Origin of the sequence: Paenarthrobacter sp. NPDC058040 (assembly GCF_042885775.1) — a bacterium.
Classification (GTDB): domain Bacteria; phylum Actinomycetota; class Actinomycetes; order Actinomycetales; family Micrococcaceae; genus Arthrobacter.
The window spans coordinates 207,652-234,563 of record NZ_JBHVRN010000002.1 but is presented as its reverse complement, the minus strand read 5'-3'; the positions used below and the strand labels follow the sequence as shown (position 1 = coordinate 234,563).

25 protein-coding genes are annotated in these 26,912 nt (G+C 64.2%); 10 read left to right on the top strand and 15 right to left on the bottom strand.

Going from position 1 to position 26,912, the window contains the following annotated elements:
* Position 1 precedes the first annotated feature (1 nt).
* From ACFVSJ_RS03925 to ACFVSJ_RS03910, 4 genes are read right to left on the bottom strand one after another with little or no spacing between them, the layout of a single operon-like run.
* On the bottom strand, positions 2 to 1,465 hold the full coding sequence (locus ACFVSJ_RS03925) for a 4-hydroxyphenylacetate 3-hydroxylase family protein (RefSeq protein ID WP_387434603.1): 1,464 nt from the start codon (positions 1,463 to 1,465) through the stop codon (positions 2 to 4).
* Positions 1,465 to 2,148, bottom strand: coding sequence for a DUF2848 family protein (locus ACFVSJ_RS03920; protein ID WP_387434601.1), 684 nt, complete (start codon positions 2,146 to 2,148; stop codon positions 1,465 to 1,467). Before ACFVSJ_RS03920 ends, ACFVSJ_RS03925 begins: the two co-directional genes overlap by 1 nt.
* Positions 2,149 to 2,158: 10 nt before the next feature.
* Positions 2,159 to 2,953 carry a carbon-nitrogen family hydrolase gene (locus tag ACFVSJ_RS03915; RefSeq protein ID WP_387434600.1) on the bottom strand — a complete coding sequence of 265 codons (795 nt, stop codon included), beginning with the start codon at positions 2,951 to 2,953 and terminating at the stop codon, positions 2,159 to 2,161.
* On the bottom strand, positions 2,950 to 4,311 hold the full coding sequence (locus ACFVSJ_RS03910; protein ID WP_387434598.1) for an MFS transporter: 1,362 nt from the start codon (positions 4,309 to 4,311) through the stop codon (positions 2,950 to 2,952). Before ACFVSJ_RS03910 ends, ACFVSJ_RS03915 begins: the two co-directional genes overlap by 4 nt.
* 123 nt (positions 4,312 to 4,434) lie before the next feature.
* Here ACFVSJ_RS03910 and ACFVSJ_RS03905 point away from each other — a divergent pair, with 123 nt between their 5' ends.
* Positions 4,435 to 5,079, top strand: coding sequence for a GntR family transcriptional regulator (locus ACFVSJ_RS03905; RefSeq protein WP_387434597.1), 645 nt, complete (start codon positions 4,435 to 4,437; stop codon positions 5,077 to 5,079).
* On the opposite strand, the gene ACFVSJ_RS03900 is transcribed toward ACFVSJ_RS03905, so the two are convergent.
* Complete coding sequence (locus tag ACFVSJ_RS03900) at positions 5,076 to 5,369, bottom strand: DUF503 domain-containing protein (protein WP_387434596.1); 294 nt, start codon at positions 5,367 to 5,369, stop codon at positions 5,076 to 5,078. The two genes, ACFVSJ_RS03905 and ACFVSJ_RS03900, sit on opposite strands and share 4 nt — an antisense overlap.
* Positions 5,370 to 5,595: 226 nt before the next feature.
* Between ACFVSJ_RS03900 and ACFVSJ_RS03895 the strand changes: the two genes are divergently transcribed.
* The 3 genes from ACFVSJ_RS03895 to ACFVSJ_RS03885 are packed head-to-tail and all read left to right on the top strand — an operon-like array spanning position 5,596 to position 8,614.
* The gene (locus ACFVSJ_RS03895; RefSeq protein WP_387434595.1) at positions 5,596 to 6,774 is read left to right on the top strand and encodes a GGDEF domain-containing protein; all 1,179 of its coding nucleotides are present in this window, start codon (positions 5,596 to 5,598) and stop codon (positions 6,772 to 6,774) included.
* Positions 6,771 to 7,274, top strand: a complete 504-nt coding sequence (locus ACFVSJ_RS03890; RefSeq protein WP_387434594.1) for a hypothetical protein — start codon at positions 6,771 to 6,773, stop codon at positions 7,272 to 7,274. The genes ACFVSJ_RS03895 and ACFVSJ_RS03890 overlap by 4 nt, the downstream gene beginning before the upstream one ends.
* On the top strand, positions 7,271 to 8,614 hold the full coding sequence (locus ACFVSJ_RS03885) for a putative bifunctional diguanylate cyclase/phosphodiesterase (protein ID WP_387434592.1): 1,344 nt from the start codon (positions 7,271 to 7,273) through the stop codon (positions 8,612 to 8,614). Before ACFVSJ_RS03890 ends, ACFVSJ_RS03885 begins: the two co-directional genes overlap by 4 nt.
* Positions 8,615 to 8,706: 92 nt before the next feature.
* Here the strand turns inward: ACFVSJ_RS03885 and purL are convergent, their stop codons facing one another.
* The 3 genes from purL to purS are packed head-to-tail and all read right to left on the bottom strand — an operon-like array spanning position 8,707 to position 12,024.
* Positions 8,707 to 11,016, bottom strand: coding sequence for a phosphoribosylformylglycinamidine synthase subunit PurL (gene purL / locus ACFVSJ_RS03880; RefSeq protein ID WP_387434591.1), 2,310 nt, complete (start codon positions 11,014 to 11,016; stop codon positions 8,707 to 8,709).
* A complete protein-coding gene (purQ, locus tag ACFVSJ_RS03875; RefSeq protein WP_387434589.1) occupies positions 11,013 to 11,771 on the bottom strand; it encodes a phosphoribosylformylglycinamidine synthase subunit PurQ in 759 nt (252 codons plus the stop codon). Before purQ ends, purL begins: the two co-directional genes overlap by 4 nt.
* Position 11,772: 1 nt before the next feature.
* Positions 11,773 to 12,024, bottom strand: coding sequence for a phosphoribosylformylglycinamidine synthase subunit PurS (gene purS / locus ACFVSJ_RS03870; protein WP_011773385.1), 252 nt, complete (start codon positions 12,022 to 12,024; stop codon positions 11,773 to 11,775).
* A gap of 284 nt (positions 12,025 to 12,308) precedes the next feature.
* On the opposite strand from purS, the gene ACFVSJ_RS03865 reads away from it, so the two are divergent.
* Together ACFVSJ_RS03865 and ACFVSJ_RS03860 are read left to right on the top strand one after the other, a co-directional pair.
* The gene (locus ACFVSJ_RS03865; protein ID WP_387434587.1) at positions 12,309 to 12,515 is read left to right on the top strand and encodes a hypothetical protein; all 207 of its coding nucleotides are present in this window, start codon (positions 12,309 to 12,311) and stop codon (positions 12,513 to 12,515) included.
* Between the two features lie 113 nt (positions 12,516 to 12,628).
* Positions 12,629 to 12,919: a DUF1540 domain-containing protein gene (locus tag ACFVSJ_RS03860; protein ID WP_387434586.1), complete on the top strand. Its 291-nt coding sequence runs from the start codon at positions 12,629 to 12,631 to the stop codon at positions 12,917 to 12,919.
* Between the two features lie 56 nt (positions 12,920 to 12,975).
* On the opposite strand, the gene ACFVSJ_RS03855 is transcribed toward ACFVSJ_RS03860, so the two are convergent.
* The gene (locus tag ACFVSJ_RS03855) at positions 12,976 to 13,914 is read right to left on the bottom strand and encodes an NAD(P)-dependent oxidoreductase (RefSeq protein WP_387434584.1); all 939 of its coding nucleotides are present in this window, start codon (positions 13,912 to 13,914) and stop codon (positions 12,976 to 12,978) included.
* 143 nt (positions 13,915 to 14,057) lie between these two features.
* Between ACFVSJ_RS03855 and ACFVSJ_RS03850 the strand changes: the two genes are divergently transcribed.
* Both ACFVSJ_RS03850 and ACFVSJ_RS03845 read left to right on the top strand, forming a co-directional pair.
* Complete coding sequence (locus tag ACFVSJ_RS03850; RefSeq protein ID WP_387434583.1) at positions 14,058 to 17,045, top strand: exo-alpha-sialidase; 2,988 nt, start codon at positions 14,058 to 14,060, stop codon at positions 17,043 to 17,045.
* A 325-nt stretch (positions 17,046 to 17,370) separates the two neighbouring features.
* Positions 17,371 to 20,484, top strand: coding sequence for a S8 family serine peptidase (locus ACFVSJ_RS03845; protein ID WP_387434787.1), 3,114 nt, complete (start codon positions 17,371 to 17,373; stop codon positions 20,482 to 20,484).
* Positions 20,485 to 20,566: 82 nt separating this feature from the next.
* Here ACFVSJ_RS03845 and ACFVSJ_RS03840 read toward each other — a convergent pair whose 3' ends face one another.
* Positions 20,567 to 21,433, bottom strand: a complete 867-nt coding sequence (locus tag ACFVSJ_RS03840; protein WP_387434581.1) for a helix-turn-helix transcriptional regulator — start codon at positions 21,431 to 21,433, stop codon at positions 20,567 to 20,569.
* Between the two features lie 238 nt (positions 21,434 to 21,671).
* On the opposite strand from ACFVSJ_RS03840, the gene ACFVSJ_RS03835 reads away from it, so the two are divergent.
* Positions 21,672 to 23,060 carry an MFS transporter gene (locus tag ACFVSJ_RS03835; RefSeq protein ID WP_387434786.1) on the top strand — a complete coding sequence of 463 codons (1,389 nt, stop codon included), beginning with the start codon at positions 21,672 to 21,674 and terminating at the stop codon, positions 23,058 to 23,060.
* A gap of 18 nt (positions 23,061 to 23,078) precedes the next feature.
* Here ACFVSJ_RS03835 and ACFVSJ_RS03830 read toward each other — a convergent pair whose 3' ends face one another.
* Genes ACFVSJ_RS03830 through ACFVSJ_RS03815 form a run of 4 tightly spaced genes read right to left on the bottom strand, consistent with a single transcriptional unit; the run spans position 23,079 to position 25,524 of the window.
* Complete coding sequence (locus tag ACFVSJ_RS03830; protein ID WP_387434580.1) at positions 23,079 to 23,468, bottom strand: serine protease inhibitor; 390 nt, start codon at positions 23,466 to 23,468, stop codon at positions 23,079 to 23,081.
* A gap of 30 nt (positions 23,469 to 23,498) precedes the next feature.
* Complete coding sequence (locus tag ACFVSJ_RS03825; RefSeq protein WP_387434578.1) at positions 23,499 to 24,488, bottom strand: 3-methyladenine DNA glycosylase; 990 nt, start codon at positions 24,486 to 24,488, stop codon at positions 23,499 to 23,501.
* Positions 24,421 to 25,035 (bottom strand): serine protease inhibitor, encoded by a 615-nt coding sequence (locus ACFVSJ_RS03820; protein ID WP_387434577.1) that lies wholly within the window; start codon positions 25,033 to 25,035, stop codon positions 24,421 to 24,423. The genes ACFVSJ_RS03825 and ACFVSJ_RS03820 overlap by 68 nt, the downstream gene beginning before the upstream one ends.
* 24 nt (positions 25,036 to 25,059) lie before the next feature.
* Positions 25,060 to 25,524, bottom strand: a complete 465-nt coding sequence (locus ACFVSJ_RS03815) for a MarR family winged helix-turn-helix transcriptional regulator (RefSeq protein WP_387434575.1) — start codon at positions 25,522 to 25,524, stop codon at positions 25,060 to 25,062.
* Positions 25,525 to 25,659: 135 nt separating this feature from the next.
* On the opposite strand from ACFVSJ_RS03815, the gene ACFVSJ_RS03810 reads away from it, so the two are divergent.
* Complete coding sequence (locus ACFVSJ_RS03810) at positions 25,660 to 25,884, top strand: hypothetical protein (RefSeq protein WP_387434574.1); 225 nt, start codon at positions 25,660 to 25,662, stop codon at positions 25,882 to 25,884.
* Here the strand turns inward: ACFVSJ_RS03810 and ACFVSJ_RS03805 are convergent, their stop codons facing one another.
* Positions 25,885 to 26,760, bottom strand: coding sequence for an IclR family transcriptional regulator (locus ACFVSJ_RS03805; protein WP_387434573.1), 876 nt, complete (start codon positions 26,758 to 26,760; stop codon positions 25,885 to 25,887). It abuts the gene before it with no gap.
* Positions 26,761 to 26,912: the final 152 nt, after the last annotated feature.

Below are 26,912 nucleotides of genomic sequence, written 5' to 3'. Positions count from 1 at the left end.
GTCAGTTCTCCTCTTCGCTGCTGATGCTGTAGGACCCAAGGAACGTGTCCAGCTCCGCCACCAAGGCGTCGTAGCCGTAGTTCCGGTACGTGTAGGCCCCGCGGACCACGAACGGGGCTCCGGCATAGAACATCTCGTACTGCTGGTGCCGGCCGGCGAACTCCGAACCGATGATGTCCCAGGCCAACTTGAACAGCTTCACGCGTTCCTCGCTGGCGACACCGGGGGACTGCACGTAGCGTTCCATGTCCGGACGTGTCAGGCTGCTGGTCATGTCCGCGATGCTCGACGGCAATTGCAACACGCCGCCACCCACCAGGTCGCGGAGGATGGAAATCACGCGGGGGTACGTCTCCGACTGCAGGCCCATGGCCCCGTAAAGTGCCGCTTTCCCGGGAACCCGCATGCCGGCGTCGTCGGTTGTGGCCGTGTATTCGGCGGCGAGGACTGCCGACTCGACCGACTGGACTATGGCGGCGAGCTCCCCGAGCTTCTCCTGCACGCCGGGGATCTTGTCCGTCCCGTTGACCTGGGTGACCTTGCGGGCCACGGAGGCGATGAACTTCAGCTTGGTGGAGAACCGGATCTGGGCCTGCCAGTTGCCCAGGGCGTGGGCGCCCGTGTCGAAGAACTGGCGGCGGAGGGTGTCGATGTTCCGGTTGATGAACACCCGGTCCCACGGGATGAGGACGTCATCGAACACCACCAGGGCGTCCGGCTCGTCGTAGTGGCTGGTGAGTGGGTAATCGAAGTCGCTGGTGGCGGCAGGCGCGAACGGGCGGCGGCAGTAGAGTTTCAGCCCGTCGGTCGCCACGGGGATGGCGAAGCTGATGGCGAAGTCCACATCGTCCGGTCCCAGCGGCTTGATGCAGGTGACAAAGACTTCGTCGGCGATTGCGGCGCCGGTGGCAAGCATTTGCGAACCGCGGACCACGATGCCCTCTTCGGTTTCACGCACGACGCCCACCTGCAGGTATTCGCCTTCCCACCCCGAGGCTGTGGTTGCCCGGGAGACCTGCGGCGGAATGATCGCGTAAGAGAGGTATAGGTTCTCGGCCAGGATCTTCTTGTAGTACAGCTCCACGTTGCCGGCGAAGTCGCGGGTCTCGTCCGCGAAGACGCCCGGGTGGGAGCCGAAAGCCGCGAAGAACGTGCCGACGTGGTCAGGGCTGCGGCCAACCCAGCCGTGCGTGTGCTTGGCCCACTTTTCGATGGCCTGGCGCCGCAGGACCAGTTCCTCCTGCGTGCGGGGAGCGGCGAACGTGCGGTTGGCCGGTCCGTTGATCTCCTCGGAGTGGAACTGCATGCCGTTGGCGGGGTCCGCTGCGATGTCGAACAGTTCGGACATGGTGTGGGCAACCTTGGCGAACGCCGGGTGCTCCAGGACGTTCGGGACAACCTCGCCATCGAGGATCACCGTCCGTCCGTCATTCAGGGACTTCAGGTACTCTTTTCCGGTCCTCATCAGAGTGAGCCTTTCTTGATTTTGTAGTTATGTTCAATGGTGGTCCCATTCGGGAAGGAGAGCTCCAGCTTCCAGGAAGTTCCGTCAATGAACTTCCCGTTGAGGAGCGGCAAGGTGCCGCCGAGGCACATGAAATCACCCTCGCCAATGTCGGTTCGCGCCAGGAGGCGTTCGACGACGTCGGCCGGCTTGCGCAGGCCGGCCAGCGAACCTTCCTGGTACAGCTCGCCGTCCACCCACGAGCGCGCGGTGCACTGGTCCAGGTCCAGCTCTTCGAGATTTTCGACGGCGATCAGCTCGCCGGCGACAGGTTTGGGGCAGGCCCTCTTGGAATCACCGATGTCCTCGGCCTCGATGTCGCGGTCTGTGTGGTCCGAGCCGAGCCCCAGGTAGAACTTGCCTTCGTGGCGGAGGTAGAGCGGTTCGATTTCGCCCGAGGTCAGGTTGTTGGACGTGTCATGCTCACCCGAGGTTTCGAACAGGTCCGCGTCCATGCGGTAGAACATGGGCACTTCCGGAGGAGGTGCCACGCCGATCGCGGCGAGCTCGTCGATGTGGTGTTGCACTGCCTCGGGATCCCGGCCTGTGTAGCCGGCCACGACGCCGTGGAAGTCCGTGACGGTAATGGTCTTCTCGGTTCCCACCACCTTGAAGGTGAGGGGCACTTGTCTTTGTGTTTGCATGGGGTCTCCTCTATTCAGTGAGCATTTGGTAGCTGGCGAGGCGGTCATTGATGACGGGGAATTCCTGGCGGACCGCTTGGACTTGGTGGGGATCGATGTCCACCAAGAGCACTGATTCGTTTGCGTCCGCTTCGGCCAGTACGTTCCCGGACGGATCCACCACGCGGCTGTGGCCACCCAGCTCGACGCCTTCCTGCGTGCCTGCGGCGTTGCAGGCGATGACGAAGATCTGGTGCTCCACGGCCCTTGCACTGGTCAGCAGCCGCCAGTGTTCCCGGCGGGCGGCGGGCCACGCTGCCGGAACTATGACGATCTCGGCGCCGCGGTTGCCCAGCTCCATCCACAATCCCGGGAAGCGAAGGTCGTAGCACGTGATTCCAGCGGTTGCTCCGAAGGGGAGGTTCGCTACAGGCAACGATGTCCCGGCCGTGAGCAGCTCGGCTTCCTTGGACTTGTAGCCAAAGACGTGGATCTTGCGGTACGTGTGGACCACGCTGCCGTCGGGCCCCAGCAGGATGGAAGTGTTGCTGAGCCGGCCGTCCTCCCCGGCCTCGATGATGCTGCCGATGTGGAGGTGCACGCCGAGGTCTTTGGCCACCCGGGCGCACATGGACACCGTTGGCCCAGCGAGGGTTTCGGCCAGGTCCGGGTACTGGCCAAAGTGGAAGTACCCGGCGCTCCAGAGTTCCGGGAGTACGATCAGTTCCGCGCCTTCGATGGTCCGCAGCAGGGCTTCCACCCGTTCGATGCGGTCCTCGCGGCTCTCGTTGTCCGGGCTTGCCACTTGGACGAGGGCGATTTTCATGCTTGTTCTCTCTCTTTGCTGGTGGGCTCGTCCAGGTCGCTGAGCCGGAGGCCCTTGGTTTCCTTGGCGAACATCACCGAGACCATGGAGATCAAGCCCATGCCCGCCAGATAGATGCCGATCGCGTAGCCTGTGCCGAACGCGCTGTAGAGGGCCAGGGCGATGATGGGGGACAGCGAGCCGGCGATGAGCGAGGCCAGGTTGTAGGCCACGGACGTGCCGCTGTAGCGGACATCGGTGGGGAAGAGTTCGGAGAAGAAGGCGCCGATCACTGAGCTGTACGCCGCGAAGATCAGCAGGCCTCCGACGGCGGCAGCGATGATGCCCCACGTCTGGCCGGTGTTGAGCAGAGCGAAGAAGGCGAAGGCCCAGATGACCGTGGCCACGGATGCGCCGATCATGATTGGCTTCCGGCCAACCTTGTCCGCGTACAGCGCCAAGACGGGAATGGCGACGACGGCCACGGCCTGGCCGATCATGACGGCGGTGAGGCCGGTCTGCCGCTGCAGCCCCATGATCTGCGTGACGTACGTGATGATGAACAGCGAGTAGATGTAGAAGCCTGCGTTTTCGCCCATACGGCTGCCCGTGGCAATCAGGATTTCACGCCAATTGCGTCGGAAAAGGATGGCCAGTGGCATCTTGCGTTCAGTGGCAGCCTCGGACTCCCGCTTGAGCTGGGCTTCCTTGAACAGCGGAGTCTCCTGGACATACAGGCGGAGCACCAAGCCAATGATGACCAGCAGGGCGGAGAGGCCGAAGGCGATGCGCCAGCCCCAGGCGAGGAATTCGCTCTCCGGCATGGTTGCCGCGAGGACTGCCAGGACGCCTGCTGCCATGAGGTTTCCCAAGGGCGGTCCCATGTTGGGCCACGAAGACCAGAAGGCCCGACGTGTGCTGTCATTGCTGTGCTCGGAGACGAGGAGGACGGCTCCGCCCCATTCGCCACCCAAGGCGAATCCCTGGACCAGGCGCAGCAGCAGGAGCAGCAACGGGGCTGCGATGCCGATGGCTGCGTAGGCAGGGATAAAAGCGATAAGGGCGGTGGCAATGCCCATCAGCATGAGGCTGGCCACCAGGGTTGCCCGGCGCCCATGCTTGTCGCCCAGGTGGCCCAGGACGATCGCCCCGAGCGGGCGCGCCAGGAAGCCGGCGGCGAACGTGCCCAAGGCGAGCATGGTGCCCACCAGGGGATCGTCGGTTGGGAAATAGAGCTTGTTGAAAACCAATGCGGCGGCGGTGCCGTAGAGAAAGAAGTCGTACCATTCGACGGCCGTGCCGGCCAGGCTCGAAGCGGCCACTACGGGCAGGCTGGAGTGCTTCTGTTGCCTCAGTTCTGCCTTCTTCAAATCGGTCATTGTGGGGATCCTTTTGCGGGGATGGGGAGATGAACATCACTGTAGACGAGTTGTATACAAGCTGTCTATAGTGAATTTTGTTGAATGCAACTCGTATACTGGGCTTCGCGAGAAAGGCTCTGAATGATCCAGATGACCCCCACCACTGCCCAGTCGCAGCCCGACGTGGCGTACCAGTGGATGAAAAGCTACATCGCTGCCTTGCCGCGGGACGAAGAGACGTTCCTCAACGAAGCGGTCCTCGCCAAGTCCACCGGGACCTCGCGTACCCCCGTCCGCGAGGCGTTGTTACGCCTTGAAGCCGAGGGCTTCGTCAAACGGATCCCGCACAAGGGTGCCTACGTGCCGCCGATCTCCGATCCCGATGTACGCGCCATTTTGCAGGCACGGTCCGTGGTGGAGAAGTGGGCCGTCCTGGCATTGGAGGCCATGCCCGAAAGCCAGATCGACGCCTTCCAGCGCATCATCGAACAGCAGCAGGAGGCCAAGGACGATCCCGCCCGGTTCATTGAGCTCGACACCGAATTCCACACCCTCATGGTGCGTTCCGGCGGAAACCCGATCCTGGCCGACTTCTATTCATCACTCAGGCAGCGGCAACTCAGGATCGGTGTCCGGGCCGTGACCCAGGGGACCGACCGTGCCGGGGACGTGCTCCGCGAACACCAACTGATTGTGGACGCCCTCCGCAGCAGGAGCCTTGACGCAGCCCACGAGGCCATCGATGCCCACCTCGACTCCACCCGCCAGGCAGTCATCGGGTATTAATCCTCGCTGTGGAGTTCCCGCTGCCTCGCGCTCAGCAGCTCAAGCTCAGGCCGGGAGGCCACGAACCGTTCAACGGCGTCGAGCACTTCCCTCAGGTGCGCGTGGTCGGAGGCGACCACGGCCGCCCCGATCATCGCGCGCCGATGCTGGTCCTGGAGCCCCGTTTCCGACGCCGACACGTCGAAGCGGCGCTTGAGCTCGGCAACAACAGGGCGAACCAATGAGCGTTTTTCCTTGAGGCTATGGACCTCGCCGAGGAGCACGTCGAATTCAATCCAGCCGATCCACATAGCTATCAGTTAACACCGTGTGATCCCCCGATCTTGATCCAATCTTGAGGAAATGCCGCAGGGAGGTTGAGCCAACGCGATCACACTGAAACCACGGATCACCCAGGGGGGAGATGAGTGGACATGCGCAACGTTGAATGCATGTGCAATACGTGGACAGGCCCTGCATTGACAGGAACTCCGTCATGGTAGAAATTGGCGTGGGACCAAGTGGCAGGAGCGAACCGTGGTGCTCGACGCGTTTTCTGTGAGGGTAGCCCTTGGTGTGGTCACTCTGACCCTCTTCGTGCTGTTCTTCACCTCTTACCGACGCACCAAATCGCCCTACGCAGGGTGGTGGGGTGTCGCCCTGCTGGAATACATGCTCGGCAACGCGGCTTTCCTGCTCAACGGCACCCTGCACCAAACTTGGGCGAACCCCTTGGGCAATGTCCTGGTAGTGGCTGGTTCCTACAGCGTCTGGGCGGGAGCCCGCACGCTGCGGGACAAGAAGGCAGCTCCGTGGCAGCTGGCGATCGCACCATTGATCACTGCCGTGGCTTCCGTCCTGGAGAATCCCGCCACCAATGTGTGGTCCGGGGGCTTCGTGTACCTGGGCATGATGACCCTTGGAATTGCTCTGGCCGCGAAGGATCTTTGGTTCATCAAAGCCACCCATTCGCAAGTACACAAGGGCCTGTCCATCGCGGCGGGACTCCTTGCCTTGTATTACTTGGGTCGGTGGGTGGTTTACGGCCTTGAAGGTCCAACAAGCCATATGTTCCGTACGTACTTCGGGCCTGCGCCCTCCGGCCTGGTGTCACTGGTGCTGCTGGTTACCGTGTCCTTCAGCATGACGGCCCTCAGCAGCGACCAATTGATCAAGGGACTCCGTGAACGTGCCACCAGGGACCACCTGACCGGGCTCCTCAACCGCGGCACGTTCCTGGACCTGGCCGGCACCGAACTCGACCGCCTGCGGGGCACCGAGTCAAGTGCGGCCGTCGTGCTTGCGGACCTGGACCACTTCAAAGCGGTCAACGACGAACACGGCCACCGCGCCGGCGATACCGCCTTGAAGGCGTTCGCCGAAGCGTGCCGGGCAAGCGTTCGCTCCACAGACTTGGTGGGCCGCTACGGTGGGGAAGAGTTCGTTCTGTTCCTGCCGGGTGCCACGCAGGAGCGGGCGGAAAACGTCGCGGTGGAAATCAGCCGCCGCATGTCCACCATGGAAGTGCCCGGTGGAGGCATTTTCCCAACAGTCAGCTACGGGGTCACATCCAGCACTCCGGTCACCGCGGATCTCAGCTTCATGATCGAAGTTGCGGACGCGGCACTCTACAGCGCGAAGGCGCAGGGACGAAACAGGATTGTCGGAGCAGACCGCCTCGGGGCGGCCACTATCGCTGATGAGGCACGATCATGACCTTCAATGAACTGACCACCAAAATCCAGATCCAGCACACCCAGGAACTGAACTCGTTCCGGCAGGACATCACCAGCCCGCCCTACCAGGCCGGCACGGCCGCGGCGCTGAACACGGCCCGGCGATCGTGCCGGATGAATCCGGTGCAGTCGGTGGAGGATGGAAACGCGAGCCTCACCATCGTGGCCGACGTGCAGGGGCTCGCATGGTTCACCGCGGACAAGGGCCTGCTGGGGAGCTGCATCACCCTCTCCATAGCGGGCCACCGCCGCAACACGGGTACTCGGGTCCCGCTGCCGTTGGCCGAGTGCGACGCCTGGATCGAGGCCATCCTCGGCGGCTCGTGGATCACCCACGTGTACCGCTCGGGAACAGATACGGAGCCGGGCGGGAAGCTGGACGTTGCGTCGTACCGGCTGTTCCTCGATGAGCGCAGCAATCCCGTGGCCAAACCGAAGTCCGTGGTAGACGACAGCTTGCGCCGCTTGGAATTGTCTTGAGCGCCAAGGGCGAGCTACACCAAGCCCGCCAGGCCGAGGGCCACGAATCCACCACTGATCCGCTTACCGGGCTCGGGAACCGGTTCGCGCTGGAGAGCGCCGTGGTGGAGGCACAGAAAGCCGAGGGTGGCTCGCCGGCCGCCTTGCTGCTGCTGGACCTCGACGGCTTCAAAGCACTCAAGAAGTCGGTGGGCCATGCGGCCGCGGACCAGGTCCTGATGACAGTCGCCGTGCGCATTCGCGAGGCAGTGAGGGAGGACGACGTCGTTACTCGTCTCGGTGGCGACGAATTCGCGGTGCTGTTGCCCGCCACCCCTCTTGCCAGGGCCACTGCGGCCGGGAACCGCATCCTGGCGGCGCTCGAACCCGACATCGACTTAGGGACTGAAAGCGTAAGATGCAGGGCCAGCGTGGGGCTGAGGATGGTGGAACCGCACCATTCGCCCAGCGAACTCCTCCTTGAGGCGGACATGGCGATGGAGGAATCCAAGGCCGAGGGACGCAACAAGGTCAAGAACTTCGATCCGGCCACTCTCCTGGCACGCCAACTCCAGCGGCAAATCGTGGGGGAGCTTGGGCACGCCATCGATTCCGACCAACTGGTGTTGTACTACCAGCCGATTGTCGAACTGGCCACGGGCCGCCTCCAAGGCAGCGAAGCACTGGTCCGTTGGAACCACCCTGAACATGGGCTCATCATGCCGGACCGCTTCATTCCCATCGCCGAGTCCTCGGGCCTGATCGCGAAGCTCGGCCGATGGGTCCTCCGTACCTCGGTGGCGCAGTTGGCTGCATGGAGGCGGGATCCTGCCACCGCGCACCATGATTTCACCATGCGCATCAACGTCTCCGCCCCTGACCTGCAGAGCCTGGAATTCGTGGACGACGTGCGCGAGGCGCTGGCAGGGGCCGGACTGCCTCCCGAGTCCCTGGTCCTGGAGCTTACCGAGAGCGCCATCATCCAGAACAACGAGTTGGACCGCTACACACTGATGAGCCTGCACCGCTTGGGCGTTGGCCTGGAGATCGACGATTTCGGCACCGGCTACTCCTCCATGGGGTACCTCCGGAAGCTCCCAGTGGACCACGTGAAGGTGGACCGGGAGTTCGTCCGTGAGCTGGGCAAGGACGAAACACAGCTGAAGTTCCTCGCTGCCATCCAGCAAGTGATCCGTTCCTGTGGGCTTGACGGGATCTGGGAAGGGATCGAGACGGCGGAGCAGGCCGAGGCGCTGCGGAGCATCGGATGCACCAGCGGACAGGGCTACTACTTTGGCCGTCCGGCGCCCGGCCCCGACTTCACGGAGCAGCTGAGGCGCCAGGGGACCTGGCCGGGGTAAACCGTTCCCAGGAAGGCCGGGTAGACCCTGGCCCGGAACGCGCAAGGCCCCGGCACTCTGCGAGTGCCGGGGCCTTGCGACGTTAGCCTCTGCTAGCCAAAGTACTTCGGCAGCGTAGCTTCGTGTGCTTCGCGGAGGGCGTCCAGGGAGAGCCCGTCCACACCGTTGATCTCCAGCTTTCCGCCGGCAGCGTCAACAACGCCGATCCGGAGGTGGGCGAAGCCGCGGGCGGTGCACATGTCCTTGAAACGGACTTCCTCGGAGCGCGGCACGGAAACGATCGCACGCGCCTGGGACTCGGAGAACAGGGCCGTGAAAAGGTCCACGCCGTCGCGCTCCATGAGTTCCTCAAGGGCGATGCGGGCACCTACGCCGTAGCGCAGCGAGGACTCCACCAAAGCGGCCGCGAGGCCACCCTCGGAGAGGTCGTGTGCTGCATCGACCATGCCGTCGCGGGACGCGTTGATCAGGATCTCGCCCAGTTCGCGCTCGGCTGCCAGGTCTACCTTCGGCGGCTTGCCACCGAGGTGCCCACGCAGGTTGGACCATTCGGAACCATCCAGCTCGGCAGCGGTGGTGCCGAGCAGGTAGATGGCCTGGCCATCTTCGCGCCAGCCCGACGGCGTGCGGCGGGCGACGTCGTCGAGCTTGCCCAGGACTGCCACTACCGGCGAGGGGTGGATCGGCGTGGTGCCGGTCTGGTTGTACAGCGAAACGTTGCCGCCGGTGACCGGAACGCCGAGCTCCATGCAGGCGTCCGACAGGCCACGGATGGCTTCGGCCAGCTGCCACATGACGTCCGGGTCCTCGGGGGAACCGAAGTTCAGGCAGTCGCTGACGGCCATCGGCACGGCGCCGGACGTGGCGACGTTGCGGTAGGCCTCGGCCAGGGCCAGCTGTGCACCCTGGTACGGGTCAAGGAAGGTGTAGCGGCCGTTGGCGTCGGTGGCCAAGGCAACGCCCAGGCCCGATTCCTCGTCAACCCGGACCACTCCGGCGTCATCCGGGAAAGCCATGGCAGTGTTGCCGCCAACGTAGCGGTCGTACTGCTTGGTGATCCAGGACTTGCTGCACATGTTCGGGGAAGCGACCAGTTCGGTGACGGCAGCTGCCAGCTCGGACGGCGCCGACGGGCGGCCTGCGTCTTCCACGGAACCCGTGAACGAGTTCGCCTGGAGGGAGTCCTGCCATTCCGGGCGGGCGTACGGGCGGTCGTAGACCGGGCCGTCGTGCGCGACGGTACGGGGGTCGACGTCGACGATTACTTCGTCTTCCCAGGTGATGATGAGGCGGCCCGTGTCCGTCACTTCACCCAACCAGGAGTACTCAACAGCCCACTTGTCCATGACAGCCTCGAAGGCTTCCACGTTCTCCGGGGTGACGATTGCCATCATGCGTTCCTGCGACTCGGACATGAGGATCTCGCCCGGGGTCAGCGTGGGGTCGCGAAGCAGTACCGAGGTCAGCTCAACCTGCATGCCGCCGTCGCCATTGGAGGCGAGCTCGGACGTGGCGCAGGAGATGCCTGCGGCGCCGAGGTCCTGGATGCCTTCAACAAGGGAGCCCTTGAAGAGTTCGAGGCAGCACTCGATGAGCACCTTCTCAGCGAAGGGGTCGCCCACCTGGACGGCCGGGCGCTTGGACGGCTTGGTGTCGTCGAAGGACTCGGAAGCGAGCACCGAGGCACCACCGATGCCGTCGCCACCCGTGCGGGCGCCGAACAGGACAACCTTGTTGCCCTTGCCGGAGGCGTTGGCCAAGCGGATGTCTTCGTGGCGCATGACGCCCACGGCCAGTGCGTTCACCAGCGGGTTGCCCTGGTAGACGGAGTCGAACACCATTTCGCCGCCGATGTTCGGCAGGCCGAGGCAGTTGCCGTAGCCGCCGATGCCGGCAACGGCACCGTGCATGACGCGGGCCGTGTCCGGGTGGTCGATTGCACCGAAGCGCAACGGGTCCATCACGGCAACCGGGCGCGCACCCATGGAGATGATGTCGCGGACAATGCCGCCGATGCCGGTAGCGGCACCCTGGTACGGCTCAACGAACGACGGCGAGTTGTGGGACTCGATCTTGAAGGTCACGGCCCAGCCGTCGCCCAGGTTGGTCACACCGGCGTTCTCGCCGATGCCCACCAGCATGTCCTTCTTCATCTCCTCGGTGACCTTGTCGCCGAATTGGCGCAGGTGGTTCTTGGAGGACTTGTAGGAGCAGTGCTCGCTCCACATCACGGAGTACATGGCCAGCTCGGCGCCGGTGGGGCGGCGGCCAAGGACCTTGACGATCTCGTCGAATTCGTTCTGCTTCAGGCCCAGCTCGGCCCACGGGAGTTCCGTGTCCGGGGTCTTGGCAGCGTGCTCAACGGTATCGATGTTGAACTTCTTGGTGGTTTCGGTGGTCACTTGTCGCCTCCCACAATCTTGTTCAATACGGAGGTGAAGAAACCGAGGCCGTCGGTGCCGTCGTTCGTGGCCGGACCGAAGCCTGCCTCGACTGCGTGCTCCGGGTGCGGCATGAGGCCCACCACGTTGCCGGCGGCGTTGGAGATGCCGGCGATGTCGCGGCGGGATCCGTTCGGGTTGAAGCCCACGTAACGGAACACCACGCGGCCCTCGGCCTCAAGGGCGTCGAGGGTCTTCTCGTCGGCGATGTACTGGCCGTCCTGGTTCTTCAGGGGCACAGTGATTTCCTGGCCGTCCTGGTAGTCCAGGGTCCACGCGGTGTTGGCGTTCTCGACGCGCAGCACCTGGTCGCGGCAGATGAACTTCAGGTGGTCGTTCTTGATCATGGAACCGGGCAGCAGGTGCGATTCGGTCAGGATCTGGAAGCCGTTGCAAATACCCAGCACGGGCAGCTTTGCATCGGAGTTGGCGGCGTCGATGATCTTGGACATCAGCGGCGCGAAGCGCGAAATGGCGCCGGCACGGAGGTAGTCGCCGTAGGAAAAACCACCGGGGACCACAACAGCGTCCACGTCGCCGAGTTCGGTGTCGGCGTGCCAGAGCGGCACCGCCGTGGCGCCTGCAAGCCGCACTGCACGGGCGGCGTCGCGGTCGTCCAGGGTGCCGGGGAAGGTGACGACGCCGATCTTGGCGCCGGCAAGCCGGGGCTCAGCGGCGACGGCCACAGCCTCGCCAATCAAGGGGAGTGAAGTCATCTCAGGCCTCGACGACCTCGACGTTGACAACATCCTCGATCACCGGGTTGGAGAGCAGGGTTTCAGCAGCCTCGCGTGCCTGTGCCAGGATCGCGTCGGTCACCTCGCCGTCAACCGTCAATTCGAAGCGCTTGCCCTGGCGGACTGCGCTGAAGCTGTTGAAGCCGAGGCGGGGCAGTGCACCCACAATGGCTTTCCCCTGGGGGTCCAGAATCTCGGGCTTGGGCATGACGTCAACGACGATCCGGGGCATCCGGTAACTCCTGTGCGTGAGTTGGGTGAACCTTTAAATAAGGCTGCCGCGGAGGATGCCGTCTCACGCCGTTCAGCCGCGTTCGAACTATGTCCCGAAAACGGTGTCCTGAAACGGTGTGGGGGCGCTCCGCGAGCTTGCACATCTATCCTACCGGGAGGAGCGCACATACCCTATTCAGCGCGTTTGTGCGAGGAGCCCCCGCCGTTTCGCGGGAAATTCCCTGCGATCAAGGGCCCGACGGCGGTATGGCAGCAGGTGCCCGGCGTCACTAGGATTGCGGCATGGCTGAGAAACCGAAGTCGATGGTGCTGGGCGTCATGGCCGTAGCAGTCTTTGCCGGACTGGGGCGCATGGTCTTCCAGAAAATCAAGGCGGACAGAGCTGCCCGCGAGCAGCGGTTGATGGCTCCCCTGGACCGGGAAACAAGGGACCGGATCAGCCAGGCCATCAGGAGTCCCGGGCAATCCATTCGCACTCCCGGCGAATAGGGCGATTAGCGCACATACAAATGCGCTAATGGCGGGGGTTAAACCCCGGAAATCCGGCGTACTTTGGGTAGTACATCCGGGGTTCAGCCCCTTGGCCCACACCAGGAGGAACAATGACCGAACACGTTGCCGAAGTATCCGCCTGTAGCGTTGGCAGCTGCGGATTCAACCACGATGGCTGCACCGCTTTTGGAATCACCATTGGCGGCACGCAGGATCACGCATCCTGCGCCACGTTCATTGACACGAACACCATGGGCGGACTGCCGAAGGTTCTTGCGCACGTCGGCGCGTGCCAACGTTCGGAGTGTGTCCACAACAACAACCTGATGTGCGAAGCCCACGACGTGAAGGTTGGCCCCGGCGCCGATTCGGCCGACTGCCTCACGTACGAGCACGCCTGATCCAAATACCCGTAAAAGCGGGCACGTCCTTGCCGGACGTGCCCGCTTTTCTGTGGCTAGCCGGCCACCTGGTTGGTCAGTTCCCGGCCTTCCTTGAGTGCTGCCGCGTTGGCCAGGACCAGTTTTGCGGATCCCTTGGGGCGGTTGCCTGCCACGTGCGGCGTGATGATCAGGTTGGGGGTGGCCCACAGCGGCGAGTGCGAAGGCAGCGGTTCCGTCTTGGTGACATCCAGCGCCGCCGCACGGAGCCGGCCCTCAGCCAGTGCGGCCTGCAAGGCATCCTCGTCCACGGTGGCGCCACGGCCCACGTTGACGAACACCGCGGTCTTCGGCAAAGCAGCAAGGATGTCCGCGTTCAGGGAATCCTCCGTCTCAGGCGTGGCCGGGAGGATTGAGACCAAGACGTCCGTTGTCTTCAGGACCTCCTGGAGTTCCGACGTGGCCACCACCGGGAAGCCGTACCGCTCGCCGGCGGAATTCGCGACGCCGGTGACGCTGGCCCCCAGCGCGGCCAGCAGGGGAGCGAGCCGCCCGGCTATGGATCCGAACCCCCAAATGGTGACCTTGGCGCCGTCGAGCGTGTAAAGCTGCTCGGTTTCCGGTGCCGACTGGGCCACGTTGTAGTCGCGGTTCCACGCAGCGGCCTTTTGGGATTCCAGCAGGGTATCCAGGCGCCGGATCGAAGCGAGGACAAGCGCGAGGGCGTGCTCGGCCACCGGGCCGTCGTGAAGCGATCGGCCGGACGTGATGGCCACGTTGCCCGCGAAGCCCGCAGCGAGGACGGAGTCCGGACCGGCGGCCAGCGTTTGCACGAGGCGCAGTCGGGTAAGGCGCTGGGCAGCGTCGCCGAGGTTTTCCGGGGTGTTTTGCCAAACCACCAGCACTTCGGCGTCAGTGTGCTCATCGGGAATTGCTTGGTCCACCTGGTAGGTCACTACGTCGTCGCCGATGGCGGAGAGGTCCAGGGTGATGGTGTGGGGAACGAGAATCTTCACTGTGCGGCTCCGTTGCTGGGGATTCGGGTATGGGCTTGACGCTACCGCTTGGACCTCCGCGGGCGCAGGGTCTGCGTCATCCCTAGCAATGTGACGGTGAACACTCTATGGTTGTAGGACGTTCGACGTGGCACGTAACACCAATGGTCATGTTGGATCGATCCCGCCGTTTCGAAAGGACCCTGGATTTGAGATCCCCTGCACTTTCCTTCGCACGAATATCCGCCGCCGGAGCCTTGGCCGCCTGCATGGTTGGCGGACTCGGGTTGCCCGCCCACGCGGCCCCGATTCCACCCAGCGACCCCACGCTGGCCCCGGGAAGCTTCAGTGAAAGCAACCTCGCTGCAGACCGCACCGCCGCCAATTTCTTCTACCGCATCCCCGCGCTCACCTATCTGGCCAACAACGTGGTCCTCGCCGCTTGGGACGGCCGGCCGGGTTCGTCCGCCGACGCTCCCAATCCCAACTCGATCGTGCAGCGCCGCAGTACCGATGGCGGCAAGACCTGGAGCCCGGTTACCGTTATCGCCGCCGGGCACGTGGGCGATACCAGCGGACCGAAGTACGGTTACAGCGATCCGTCGTACGTGTACGACGCAGAAGCCAACAAGGTGTTCGCCTTCTTCGTCTACTCCAAGGACCAAGGCTTCGGCGGGAGCCAGTTCGGCAACGACGACGCCGACAGGAACGTCATTTCCTCGGCCGTGATCGAGTCTTCCGATGGTGGCGTCACCTGGAGCGCGCCCCGTCTCATCACCAACGTCACCAAGCCGGGCACCAGCAAAACGAGTCCCGTGGCCGGCGATGTCCGCTCCAACTTCGCTTCCTCCGGCGAAGGCATCCAGCTCAAGTACGGCCCGCACAAAGGCCGGCTCATCCAGCAGTACGCCGGCGACGTGCGGCAGGCCGATGGGACCAACAAGATCCAGGCCTACAGCGTCTACTCCGACGACCATGGGGCGACGTGGACCAAGGGCGCGAACGTCGGGGACCGCATGGATGAGAACAAAACCGTAGAGCTCTCGGATGGACGCGTGCTCCTGAATTCGCGGGACAACGCCAACCAAGGCTACCGCAAGGTGGCCATCTCCACCGACGGCGGCGCCACCTACGGCCCGGTCACCCAGGACACCGAGTTGCCCGATCCGGCCAACAACGGCTCCATCGCAAGGATGTTTCCCAACGCAGCGCAGGGTTCAGCGGACGCGAAGAAGCTCATCTTCACCAACGCCAACTCCAAGACCGGCCGCGAGAACGTCTCGGCCCGCGTGTCCTGCGACGACGGCGCCACCTGGCCCGGCGTCCGCACCATCCGTTCCGGATTCTCGGCCTATTCCACGGTGAGCCGGCTTGAGGACGGAAAGTTCGGCGTCCTTTACGAAGGCAACTACACGGACGACATGCCGTTCGCCACGTTCGACGACGCCTGGCTGAACTACGCCTGTGCGCCCCTGTCCGTCCCGGCCGTCACCACGGCGCCGGGCGCCACCCAGCAGGTTCCCGTCACTGTGACGAACCAGGAGGCCGTTACCCTGAGCGGTGCCACGGCCACTGTTTACACGCCAAGCGGCTGGTCGGCCACCACGGTGCCGGTTCCCGACGTTGCCCCCGGCGCGTCGGTGACCGTCAACGTTGCGCTCACCGCCCCTGCCAACGCCAGCGGCCCGCAGAACCTCAACGCGGCCTTTACGACGGCGGATGGCCGGGTTTCGCAGTTCACATTCACGGCCACGGTGCCGGTTGCTCCGCAGGTGGGACTCACCATTACGGGCACTGCTCCCGCGCGGGACGTCATCGCGAATCCGTACCAAGCGGGCGAGACGCTGAGCTACACGCTGACCGTCAAGAGCACGGCGAACGTTACCGCCAACTCAGTGCCCGTTTCGGGGACGTTCGACTCCGGCTTCCTGCCGCCGTCGGCCCCCAACTGCCGGTACAACAACCTTGCTGCCGGTGCCAGCTACAACTGCACCACAGCCAAGCACGTGGTCACGGCTGCCGATGTGGAACGGGGCTACTTCGCGCCGGAGGCCAGCTTCAGCATCACGTCGAGCTCGACGCCGTCACTCACCAAGACAGTTCCGTTTACTGGTGCTGCGGTCGCCCTGCGCGACGGCTTGGTGGCGGCCGACATCAGCGGGGCGCGTGCCGACGTCGGGCGTGACCTAGCGACCCAGCCGTACGCCGCAGGTGACCTGGTTCCGTATACGTTCACGGTGAAGAACACCAGCGCACTGGCTGAAAAAGTGGTGCCCACTGCCGGTAACTTCAGTCCGTTCGTGCCCGAGGGCCCGGGCAACTGCCGTTACTCTTCCTTGGCAGCCGGTCAGAGCTACCAGTGCACCACGCCCCGCCACACGGTGACGGCGGCCGAGGCCGAACAGGGGTTCTTCGTACCGGTGACCACGTGGGAAGTCAGCGCCGCCGGACAAAGCCCCAAGACCTACACCGTCAATGGGGGAGAAGTGGATCTGAAAGTGCGTGATGCGGCGCTGTCCGCCACCGTTTCCGCCGAATGGAAGGATGCGGACGGGGATCGTTTCGCCAGTGTTGGAGATCCCGTGACGTACACCTACACCGTGGGCAACGCCGGAAACGTTGCGGTGACAGGAGTGGAGGCTCCTGACGCGGGCATTTCGGTTGCTTCCCTTGCCGCCGGTGACACCGTGACGGCGACGCGCGAGCATGTGCTGACGGCCGCCGACGTGGCTGCCGGGTCCCTGGCTCCGGTGGGCTTCGAAGCGACCGCGAACAATGGTTCCAAGGATGTGGCGGTGACGGCCGAGGGCGATGCTCTGGAGTTGAAGGTCCAGCCTGCCCAGCCGTCGGGTGAACCGCGGCTGACGGTGCAGGACTTCGATGGACAGACGGCACCGTTCGACCTGGGGACTGCGGACAAATACCGCAACGGACAAAAGGTGGTTCTTAAGGGCCTGGAGTACGGCCAGTGGTATTACGTGTACCTCAACAAGAACAGCTACCGTATGGGCTGGATTTTCCCGACCACGGATAACACCGTGGAATTCATTCTTCCCTCGGATGTGAAGAATGGCCGGGATGACGTTGTGGTGCTGGACAAGGACGGCAAGCAGGTTTCCTTTGACCGCCTGCAGGTGACGCCCAAGGGCTGAGTGCCTTGGTGCGGAGGGCCGCCGGTGCATGCACCGGCGGCCTTCCCTGTGCGCCTGCTGTTCTTTCTTCGTCACATGCCCGGCCGGTCGGCGTGTGACAAGACAAATTTCCCGAAATGTGCTGTATGTCATAATTCTGTCCCGCTCTGTACTCTGTGACTCGGTTGGTTGCGGATTTTTGACAGGACCTGTCAAAAACGCAACCATCTCCAGTTGACAGGTCCGGGCGAAGGCGCCAGGTCCTCCCCAGTGAAAGGTGCAATCACTCGTGAAATCACAAGGAAAGAGCTTCGCCGGAAGCGGGGGGCTGCGGAAGGCGGCGGCCTTGGCCGTGGGCGTTCCGTTGCTGCTCTCCTCGGTGGCGTTGCCGGCCCAGGCGGCTCCGTCAGCGGAGAACGTCCCGGGGAATGTTGCGGCGGTGGCCAAGAAGAACCTTGACCCCAATGCGTACAAGGACGGCCGCTACATGGTGGTCCTGGCAGAGAAGCCGGCAGCTACTTACGACGGCGGCACTGCGGGCCTTGCGCCGACCAAGCCGGAGGAGGGCAAGAAGCTCGACGCGGACAGCGCGCAGGTGAAGCAGTACCGGTCGCACCTGCAGCAGAAGCAGAAGGAAGTGGCGCAGCAGGAAAACGTCAAGATCCAGCGTGAATTCACGACGGCGGTCAACGGCTTCAGCGCCAACCTCACCGCGGACCAGGCCATCAACCTGGCCAAGGATCCCAAGGTCCTGCTGGTCTCCCCGGACACGCAGTACGCCCCGGACTACTCCACAACGGACTTCCTGAAGCTCAGCGGCGCCAATGGCACGTGGAACACCCAGTACGGCGGCGTGGACAACGCCGGCAAAGGCACGGTTGTTGGCGTCATCGACACCGGTTACACGCCGTCCAACCCCTTCTTTGCCGGTGATCCCGTCGGCCCGCTGGTAGGAAACCCGCAGGTCGGCGTCCCCTACCGCACCAATGACGGCAAGATCGCCATGCTGAAGGCCGACGGCGATACGTTTGTGGGCGAGTGCCAGCCGGGAACGGGCACCGGTGCCGACTATGACGGCAGCGCCTGCAACTCCAAGGTCCTGAGCACCCATTACTTCGCCGACGCTTTCCTTGAGACGGTTCCGCCGGAAAACCGGGCCCCGGAAGAAGTCATCTCACCCGTTGACGTCGACAGCCACGGTACCCACACTGCCAGCACCGCGGCGGGCAACGCCAATGTGGAAGCAACCGTGGACGGCCGGAGCTTCGGCATCACCAGCGGCATTGCACCGGCCGCCAAGCTCTCCATCTACAAGGTCTGCTGGGAAGACACCGACCCCAGCACAGGCGGTTGCTACGGATCGGCGTCCATTGACGCGATCGAGCAGGCCATCCTGGACGGCGTGGATGTGCTGAACTACTCCATCTCCGGTTCCACCACCTCCACCACCGACCCCGTCTCGCTGGCCTTCCTCTCCGCGGCTTCCGCAGGCATCTTCGTGGCCACGTCCGCCGGCAACTCGGGTCCGACCGCCAGCACCGTCAACCATGGCGCCCCGTGGCTGACGACGGTTGCCGCGACGTCGTTCTCGCAGGAGCTGCAGGGAACCGTCGAATTCTCCGACGGCAGCAAGTTCCGCGGAGCGAGCATCATGAACAAAGAGGTGAGCGGGGCCGGCGTCGTGCTTTCCACCAATGCCGCAAGCGGCACCGGAAACGCGGCGCTCTGTGCCCCGGGTTCGCTTGACCCGGCCACGGTGGCCGGCAAGGTTGTGGTCTGTGACCGCGGTGTTGTGGACCGTACCGCCAAGAGCGCCGAAGTGTTGCGCGCCGGCGGCGTGGGCATGATCCTGGTGAACCTGACCGACTCTTCGCTGGACACGGACAAGCATGCAGTGCCCACGGTCCACGTGAACCCGCCGGCTACCCAGGCCATCAAGGACAAGGTCACGGCCAACCCGGCCATCACCGTCTCCCTGCTGAACCGCGACACCACCGGTCTGCCGCTGGAAGCGCAGCCGCAGATCGCCGGCTTCTCCTCGCGCGGCCCGTTGCTGGCTACTGACTCCGACCTCCTGAAGCCGGACGTCTCCGCTCCGGGTGTCGCCATCCTTGCGGGTGTCTCGCCGATCGGAACCGGCGGGGACAACTTCGGATTCCTGTCCGGCACGTCCATGGCCTCGCCGCACGTGGCAGGCTTTGGCGCGCTGATCCTGTCCAAGAACCCCACGTGGTCTCCGGCCACCGTGAAGTCCGCCATGATGACCACGGCCGGACAGGTGAAATTGGCCAATGGTGCTCCGAACACGGACGTCTTCGCCACTGGTGCAGGCCAGGTGGATCCTGCCAAGGTCCTGTCGCCGGGCCTGGTGTACGACAACACCACTGAGGACTACCTCAAGTTCGTCCAGGGCACCGGCATGGACCTGGGCATCCCGGGCCTCGGCACCACGCAGGCCCGCGACGTCAACGTGCCATCCTTCGCGCTGGGCAACCTGGCCGGCAAGATCGAGGTAACCCGCACGGTGACGGCCCTGACGCCGGGCCTGTACCGGGCTTCGGTGAACGTTCCGGGCGTCGACGTCAAGGTGACCCCGTCCGTGCTGAACTTCAGCCGCGCAGGCGAGAAGCGCACGTTCAAGGTCCAGTTCGAGAACAAGAGCGCCGCACTGGGACAGTTCGCCATGGGATCGCTGAGCTGGCAGGGTGCCAACAAGACCGTCACCTCGCCCATTGCCGTCCGTCCCCAGTCCGTGATCGCGGACAGGGCGCTGGCGTTCACGGGAACCGGCCCCAACGGCTCCGGAACCATCAACATCACTTCCGGCACCAACCTGCCGGTGGGCGTCACGGTTGACGGCTTGTCCAAGGCCGACTCCTCGGCGATCGAGCTGGTTCCGGGTCCGTTCGCCGGCGAAACCAACGCGTCGAACTTCGTGAAGAAGGTGACCGTGGATGCGGGCAGTGCCCTGGCCAAGTTCTCGGTTATTTCCTCCAGCGACGCAGCGGACTTCGACATGCTGGTGCTGACACCATCCGGCCAGCAGTTGCCGGCCGCAACGGCTTCGGCCAGCGAATCGCTGTCGGTGCCGAACCCGGCCCCCGGCGACTACTTCGTCTTCGCCAACCTCTACGCGAGCCCCAACAACCAGCCCACCAAGGCCTCTGTTGACGCCGCGGTCCTGGGGGCCAATGAGGGCAATGCCACGGTCACGCCCAACCCCATCAAGCTGGCCAACGGCAAGACGGGCACCATCTCCCTGAACTGGAACAAGCTGGAACCGGGTTCCTACATCGGCCGCCTGACCTTTGCCGGAACCAGTGAGCCGAGCTTCGTCACGGTGGTGGTGAACCCGGGTGGAACCGCAGTGGTACCTGATAACGAGGACCCGAAGAAGGACAAGAAGAACCGCGGCAAGATCCGTGGTGACGAACAGACCCAGGAGAACAACGCGGGCTAGTTCCCCGTTCTCCTGACGAACAGCAGTGGCCGGCGGAGACCCCGCCGGCCACTGCTGTGGTTAAGCGGAGTACCGCAGTGCGTCACGCTACGGGGATCCGTTCGCTGGCATCACCGGAAACCAGCAGCTGCAGGGCTTCGGCCGCGGGCGTGCCGGGATCGGCGGCGTACATCAGAACACGGTGTCCTGAGTCGTCGGGCAGGGTCAGGACTTCGAAGTGGAGTTCAATATCGCCTACCTCGGGATGATGCATGTACTTCACCCCGGACATACAGTTCTGCACCGGGTGCCGTGCCCACAGAGCGGCGAACTCATGGCTGTTCAGCGTCAACTCGCCCACCAGCGAAGCGAGCTCCGGATCCTCGGTGGCGCGGCCCGCGAGGAGTCGCAGGGACGACACAGCACGGGCGGCCTCGTCCTGCCATCGGCTGTAAAGCTCACGGGTGTGGTGGTCGAGGAACAACAGCCGCGTCATGTTGGGCCTCGTTGAAGGTTTCCAGGGTGCTGCGAAATCCAAATGGCCCGCCACGAGCCTGTGGCCAATCCGGTTCCACGCGAGGACTTCGCTGCGGCGTCCCAGGACGACGGCCGGCGTACCGGCCATCGACTCGATGAGGCGGAGTGTGCCGGGCCTAACCTTGTCCGGCTTGGTTGGGGTCCGCCTTTTGGTGGTTTCCGGCCGTGCCAGGTTGAAAAGGTGCGCGCGCTCGTCGGTGGTCAGGTTCAGTGCCCGGGCGATGGCGTCGATAACGGCTTCGGAGGCGTTGTTGCTGAGGCCCTGCTCCAAGCGCGTGTAGTAGGTGCTGCTGACGCCGGCCAGCATGGCCAGCTCTTCCCTGCGGAGGCCGGGTACGCGGCGGATGCCGTAATTAAGCAGGCCAACGTCCTCTGGCTGTAAGGCAGCTCTCCGGACGCGAAGGAACTCCCCAAGTTCACTTGGATTACTCATGGGCCCATTCTGCCGGTCCTTTGCCGCGCTGTCCTGTCACTGCCAGGGGTAGGCAGCAGGGGGTGTGGTTGATCCCCTGGGATTGGATGAACGTGGAGTTGTGAAGATGCCGTCCGCGGGCGGCAGCCCCTCCAGAGAAGGAACTTTCTCCATGACAACGCAACCGGAAGTCAGCACGGAACCCGGCGATTCCCCCTTGATTGAAGAAACCGGGCGGCCGGCCCAAGCTCCAGGGCGGATGAACGGCCGTCAGCGGCTGGCGCTCATTGTCCTGCTCACGGCAAGCTTTACCTTGGCCGTCGACTTCTCGATCCTCAACGTCGCCCTCCCGGCCATCGGCGCCGACGTCGGCTTCAGCCTTGAGAACCTTCAGTGGATCGCCACCGCGTTCGCGCTCTGCGCAGCCGGATTGACGCTGCTGTTCGGCCGGGTGGCGGACATCGTGGGCCGTCGCAGGATGTTCATCATCGGTATGGCCCTGCTGGGCGCGGCCTCGCTGGCCGGTGGCCTCGCCGCTGATCCCGCCCTGTTGCTCGTTGCGCGCGCAGGCCAAGGTATTGCGACGGCCATCGTCGTACCGGCGGCGTTGTCATTGCTTCTGGCCTCGTTCCCCGAAGGTCCGCTTCGGGACAAGGCGTTGGGACTGAACGGCTCCCTGATGGCCGCCGGATTCACCACGGGTGCCGTCCTCGGCGGGCTGCTGACGGACCTGCTCAGCTGGCGTTGGGCGTTCTTCCTCAATGTTCCCGTGGCCATCGCCGTGCTCAGTATTGCCCCCGTTGTTCTGGCCGAGAGCAAGCCGGCCACCAAGCTGAAGTTGGACGTTCCCGGAGCAATGACGGTGACCCTCGGCCTTCTGGCCCTGGTCTTCGGACTGACTAACGCCGCCGAGCACTCCTGGATCGATCCGGTCACTTTGGGGTCCCTCGCGGCAGCTGTGGTGTTGTTTGTTGCGTTTGTGGCTGTTGAACGCCGGGCAGCGTCACCGTTGGTTCCGCTGGACATCCTGAAGCGCTCCACGGTTGCGTGGGGCAACGTTGCCGGCATTCTTGCGTTCGTCACCGAGACGTCCCTGGTCTTCCTGCTGACGCTGTACCTGCAGCAGGTGCTCGGTTACACGCCCCTTGGCGCTGGTTTGGCCTTCGCGGTGCTCGGTCTCGGAACGGTGCTCGGCGGGGTTCTGGGCCCCAAGGTCATAGGAAAGATCGGCAACAAGAAGGCCATCGTCTACGGATTCATTGTCCAGGCCATGGCAACCGGCGCTCTTGTGCTGCTCAGTGCACACCCGGCCTCCATCGCCCTGCTGCTGGTTGCCACGTTCGTGGGTGGCGTAGCCAACCTCGTGGTCATTGTCGGGTTCATGGTCACCGCCACCTCCGGCTTGCCCGATGGGGAGCAGGGCCTTGCCACCGGGCTGGCAACCATGAGCCAGCAGATCGGCATCACCATGGGCATTCCGATCATGAGCGCCCTTTTCACTGCCCGGATTCTTGCCATCGGGAACAACGCCGCCCCGGCCGTGCTCAGCGGCGTCACCACGGCCATCGTGCTGAACGCTGGCTTGTGCCTGGCCACGGCCCTGGCAGTGGCCCTGTTCCTCCGCCGGCCGGTCCAAAGCGGCAGCTGAAAGGGTCCTTGGGAAGCGTTAGGCGTTGCCCGTGGAGCCCCCAGTGTTCCCCAGGAGTGCGGCCATGGTCTTCCAACGTGCGATCTCGCAGCCATCTGTCCGGCTGAACGCACTGTTGACCTTCCGGCCACGGAACCAGCCGGTCACCGTGGCCATTTGCGGACCGCCGTACTGTTGCGTGCAGATCCGGTCCGGCCGCGGCACGGGAAAGAAGATTTCCTCGCCGAACTGCTCGACGGCGGCCAGCGCCGCATGCGCGTCCGGCAGGTTCGAGTCCAATGAACCTTCGTCCGGAGACAGGACGCCATCGACGGACCTCAGCCTGAACTCCCGGGGTTCAGCGCCAGGTGCCTCTGTCAGCGTGACTTTGAGGTCGACGTCGTACGTGGTCTTTTCGGTGGAAACCATGGTTACCTTTCGCTGGTGGCGTCGGGTGCTTCAGGCTGCGGCCGGGAGTGCCTCGAGCAGCGGCCCTATTGCCTCAAGCACGCGGGCCCGCAGCTCCTGGGATTCGGCCGCGAAGGCCCGCTGGTACTCAACGTACTCGGCCTTGCCCTGCGGTGTCTCGATCCTGATGGGCGGGTAGCCCCATTCTTCGAGGTCGTAGGGGGACGCCTGCATGTCCATGGCACGGATGCGCCACGACAATTCGAAGCAATCCATCACCACTTCGCTGGGCAGCGCGGGCGTCAATTTGTAGGCCCACTTGTAGAGGTCCATGTTGGCGTGCAGGCAGCCCGGCTGTTCCATGGTGCGCTGGTTTTCCCGGGTGGGAGACAGCTCGTTGAGCGGGACTGCATCCGGGGTGTAGAAGCGGAACGCGTCGAAATGGGTGCAGCGGATGCGGTTCTTCTCCACCACCTCATCAGTGCCTTCCCCGCCGAGCCGTAACTGCAGGTACTCGTGGCGCAGCTCGAACTTCTCCTGCCGGTACACCATGGCCCATTCGTGGAGTCCGAAGCAGCCGAATTGTGCGGGCCGCATGGCGGTTCCCTGCAGGATGATGCCCGCGAAGCGGACCGCTTCGGCGCGCTGGTCCAGGAAACTTCCGCGATCAAAGGTGACCGCCGGCGTTCCGGGAGGGAGGCCGCCGGCGGCGAGCTGGCCGTCGTCGAGCGTGCGGTAGAACTTCCAGCCGGCCCGCTCAAGGGCGCGATCGCCGCTGAGGACTACGCCGTCGCCGGGATGCCAGCGGAGCAACTGCCCTGGCTTCTGGGTGTAGTAGGTGAAAAGGAAGTCCTCGACGGGGTGCTTTTGGCCCGCAGAACGGCGTGCGAGATACGGGTCCGCGTACCGGGCGACCCGGGCATGATGGGCAGCCTCCAGCCCGAGCCATTGCTCTTGGGGGAGGTGCGCCGGCCTAGGCTGCTCCACCGCTGGCACCAAGGATGACGCTGGCAGCATCCCACTGTGCGATCTGGCAGCCATCGGTCCGGCTGAACTTGACGTTGACTTCCCTGCCGTCCACTGAACCGGTGACGGTGGCTGTCTCCGGACCGCCGAATTGCATGGTGCAGTTCTGGTCCTTGGGTGTTGTCGGCGTCAGGAGGTTTGGATAGTTCTTCAAGGCTTCGCAGGCGGCCGCGGCGGTGGGGTGCTTGCTTTCGGCCGCCGGTACACCGCCTGCGCAGACCAGGGTGTAATTCTGTGGTGCTGCGTCGGCGGACGCCAGGAACGTGATGGAGAGTTCGGCATTGCCCTGCCCTGCCACGGTTCCGGGAAGGCTGGGCCCGGGATCACTGGGTCCGATGCTCGTGGGGACCTGGGTGGGGGTGCCTCCGGAGGTAGCGGACGACGACGGTGCTTGCGTCGCGCTGGTGGTGGCACTTGGGCTTGGGGTGCTTGTGCTGGGGCTCGTGTTATCGGGCGCTGGGGTGCCCGTGCAGGCTGCCAGTCCGGCTATGGCCAGGATTGCCAGTATGGACGCTGCCGCTGCGGGGCGTGCCTGTGTGGGACGTGCGAATCGCAAGCGCATGGAACCTCCTCGGTTGCTGCCATTTTACGCGGCTCCATGCTGGGTCGCGGCGATGAGGCCGGTCATTGCCTGGTGCAGCTCTGCCACTTCCTCGCGGGTGAGGTTGAGGCGTTCCCGTATCTCTCCCGGAACGGCCAACGCCTGTTCGCGGAGGGCGGCTCCCTTGTCCGTCAGTTTGATGGCAAGGGCCCGTTCGTTGCCCGGAACACGCTCGCGTGTGAGTAGTCCGGCTTCTTCCAGCCGGCGGAGCAGCGGGGAGAGGGTTGCCGGTTCGTGGAGGAGGGCGTCGCTGATGTCCTTGAGGGTCCGGGGGCTCCGTTCCCAGAGGGCAAGCATCACGAGGTACTGCGGGTGGGTCAGCCCCATCCGCTCAAGGACGGGCTTGTAGATGCCCACCACGCTTCGGGATGCCACGGTGAGGGCGAAGCAGAGCTGGCGCTCCAAGAGCAGGTCATCGGTGTCCGGGGTGGTTTCGCTGACTGTCGTCATGGCTTCCCTCCTTGGTGTGGTTTGGCTTGCTTCATCTTGCTTCATCGCCCATTAGTTAGTGCACTAATTGTTAGTGTACTATGGGTATGTCGAAACGGTCGAAACGCGTTGTCTACATAAAGGAGTCGATCGCCCGTGGCCAAGGAAACCTTTGCCCAGAAGTTCATGCACGCAACAGGTAAGCTGCGGGTTATTTTCGGCCCGGCGCACAGCAGCTCGATCGACCATGAGATGACCGAGGAAAACCGCCGCCTCCTGGCGCAGCGGCAGGCCGAGACCCAGCAGTGGGAAACCCTTCGCCGCCCGGATGGCAGCACGTACGTGGTCCCGCGGGATCCGGGGGACAAGTCGCTGCGGTAGCTATGCCCCCTGCTTGCCGGGTGAAGCGCCGAGGGCCAGCGAGAAATCCCTGGCCACCCTCGCCGCCAACACCCCCGCCTGGTCCAGGTGCCGGCCGAGCCGCTGTTTGGGCGCACTGACGTTGAAAGCGGCAACGATGCGTTGCTTGAAGTCATAGACGGGGGCGGAAACGCCCACCACGCCAATCTCGAATTCCTCGTCCACCACGGCGTATCCCTGCCGGCGGATCAGGGCAATCTCCGCCTTGAGGTCCGCGAAAGTCTGGATCTTTGATTTAAGCTCGCCCGCCGCGGGGCCTTGGCCGGCCTCCAAAGCAAGCGGGGAGAGGTCCCGTCGGTCAGGGCGTGCACCGGGATCGGCGGCCAGGGCGTGGGTGTCGTACCAATCCTTCAGCGCCGTCTCATCCCAATCGCTCACCAGTACCCGCCCGGCGGACGTGCTCCAGGCATCAACGCTTACCCCCTCCCAGCCGAGGGCCCTGTAAGTGTGGTTGGACATTTCGCTCTTCAATGTCAGTACCGTGCCCCCACGCAAAACGCAGAGGTGGGTTGTCTCGTGTGTGGCTGCCGAGACCCGCTTGAGGTAGGGGGCCGAGGCGCTGACCATCCTCGCCTCCGTAGTCCGGGCCGCCAACGCGTACAAGCCGTGGCCCAGGGTGTAGAGCAGGCTCTCCGGATCCCGGCTGACCAGGCCGGCCTCGGCAAGCGTGGCCAGTGTCCGGGAAACCTGGGCCTTGTCGCGGCCGGCAATTTCGGACACCTTGCTGACACCCAGTCCGTTGCTGGCGGCAGCTTCCTGGGAGCCCAGAATTTCCAGTAGTTCGAGGTCCCTGCGAAGCCCCGAAGAGTTGCGCCTGGGTGTGGCTGGTTCGTTCACGGGCACTCCTTTGTTGATCCGGTCACGGTTTGATCCTAACTGCACCGTGTTGACATTTCAACAACATGCATTGCGCAAAAGGGAACGTGCCTTTTACGGTTGTGTCATGGCTCACGGAGAAGTGAGCGCCGATCCTTTCCCCCAATGAAGTG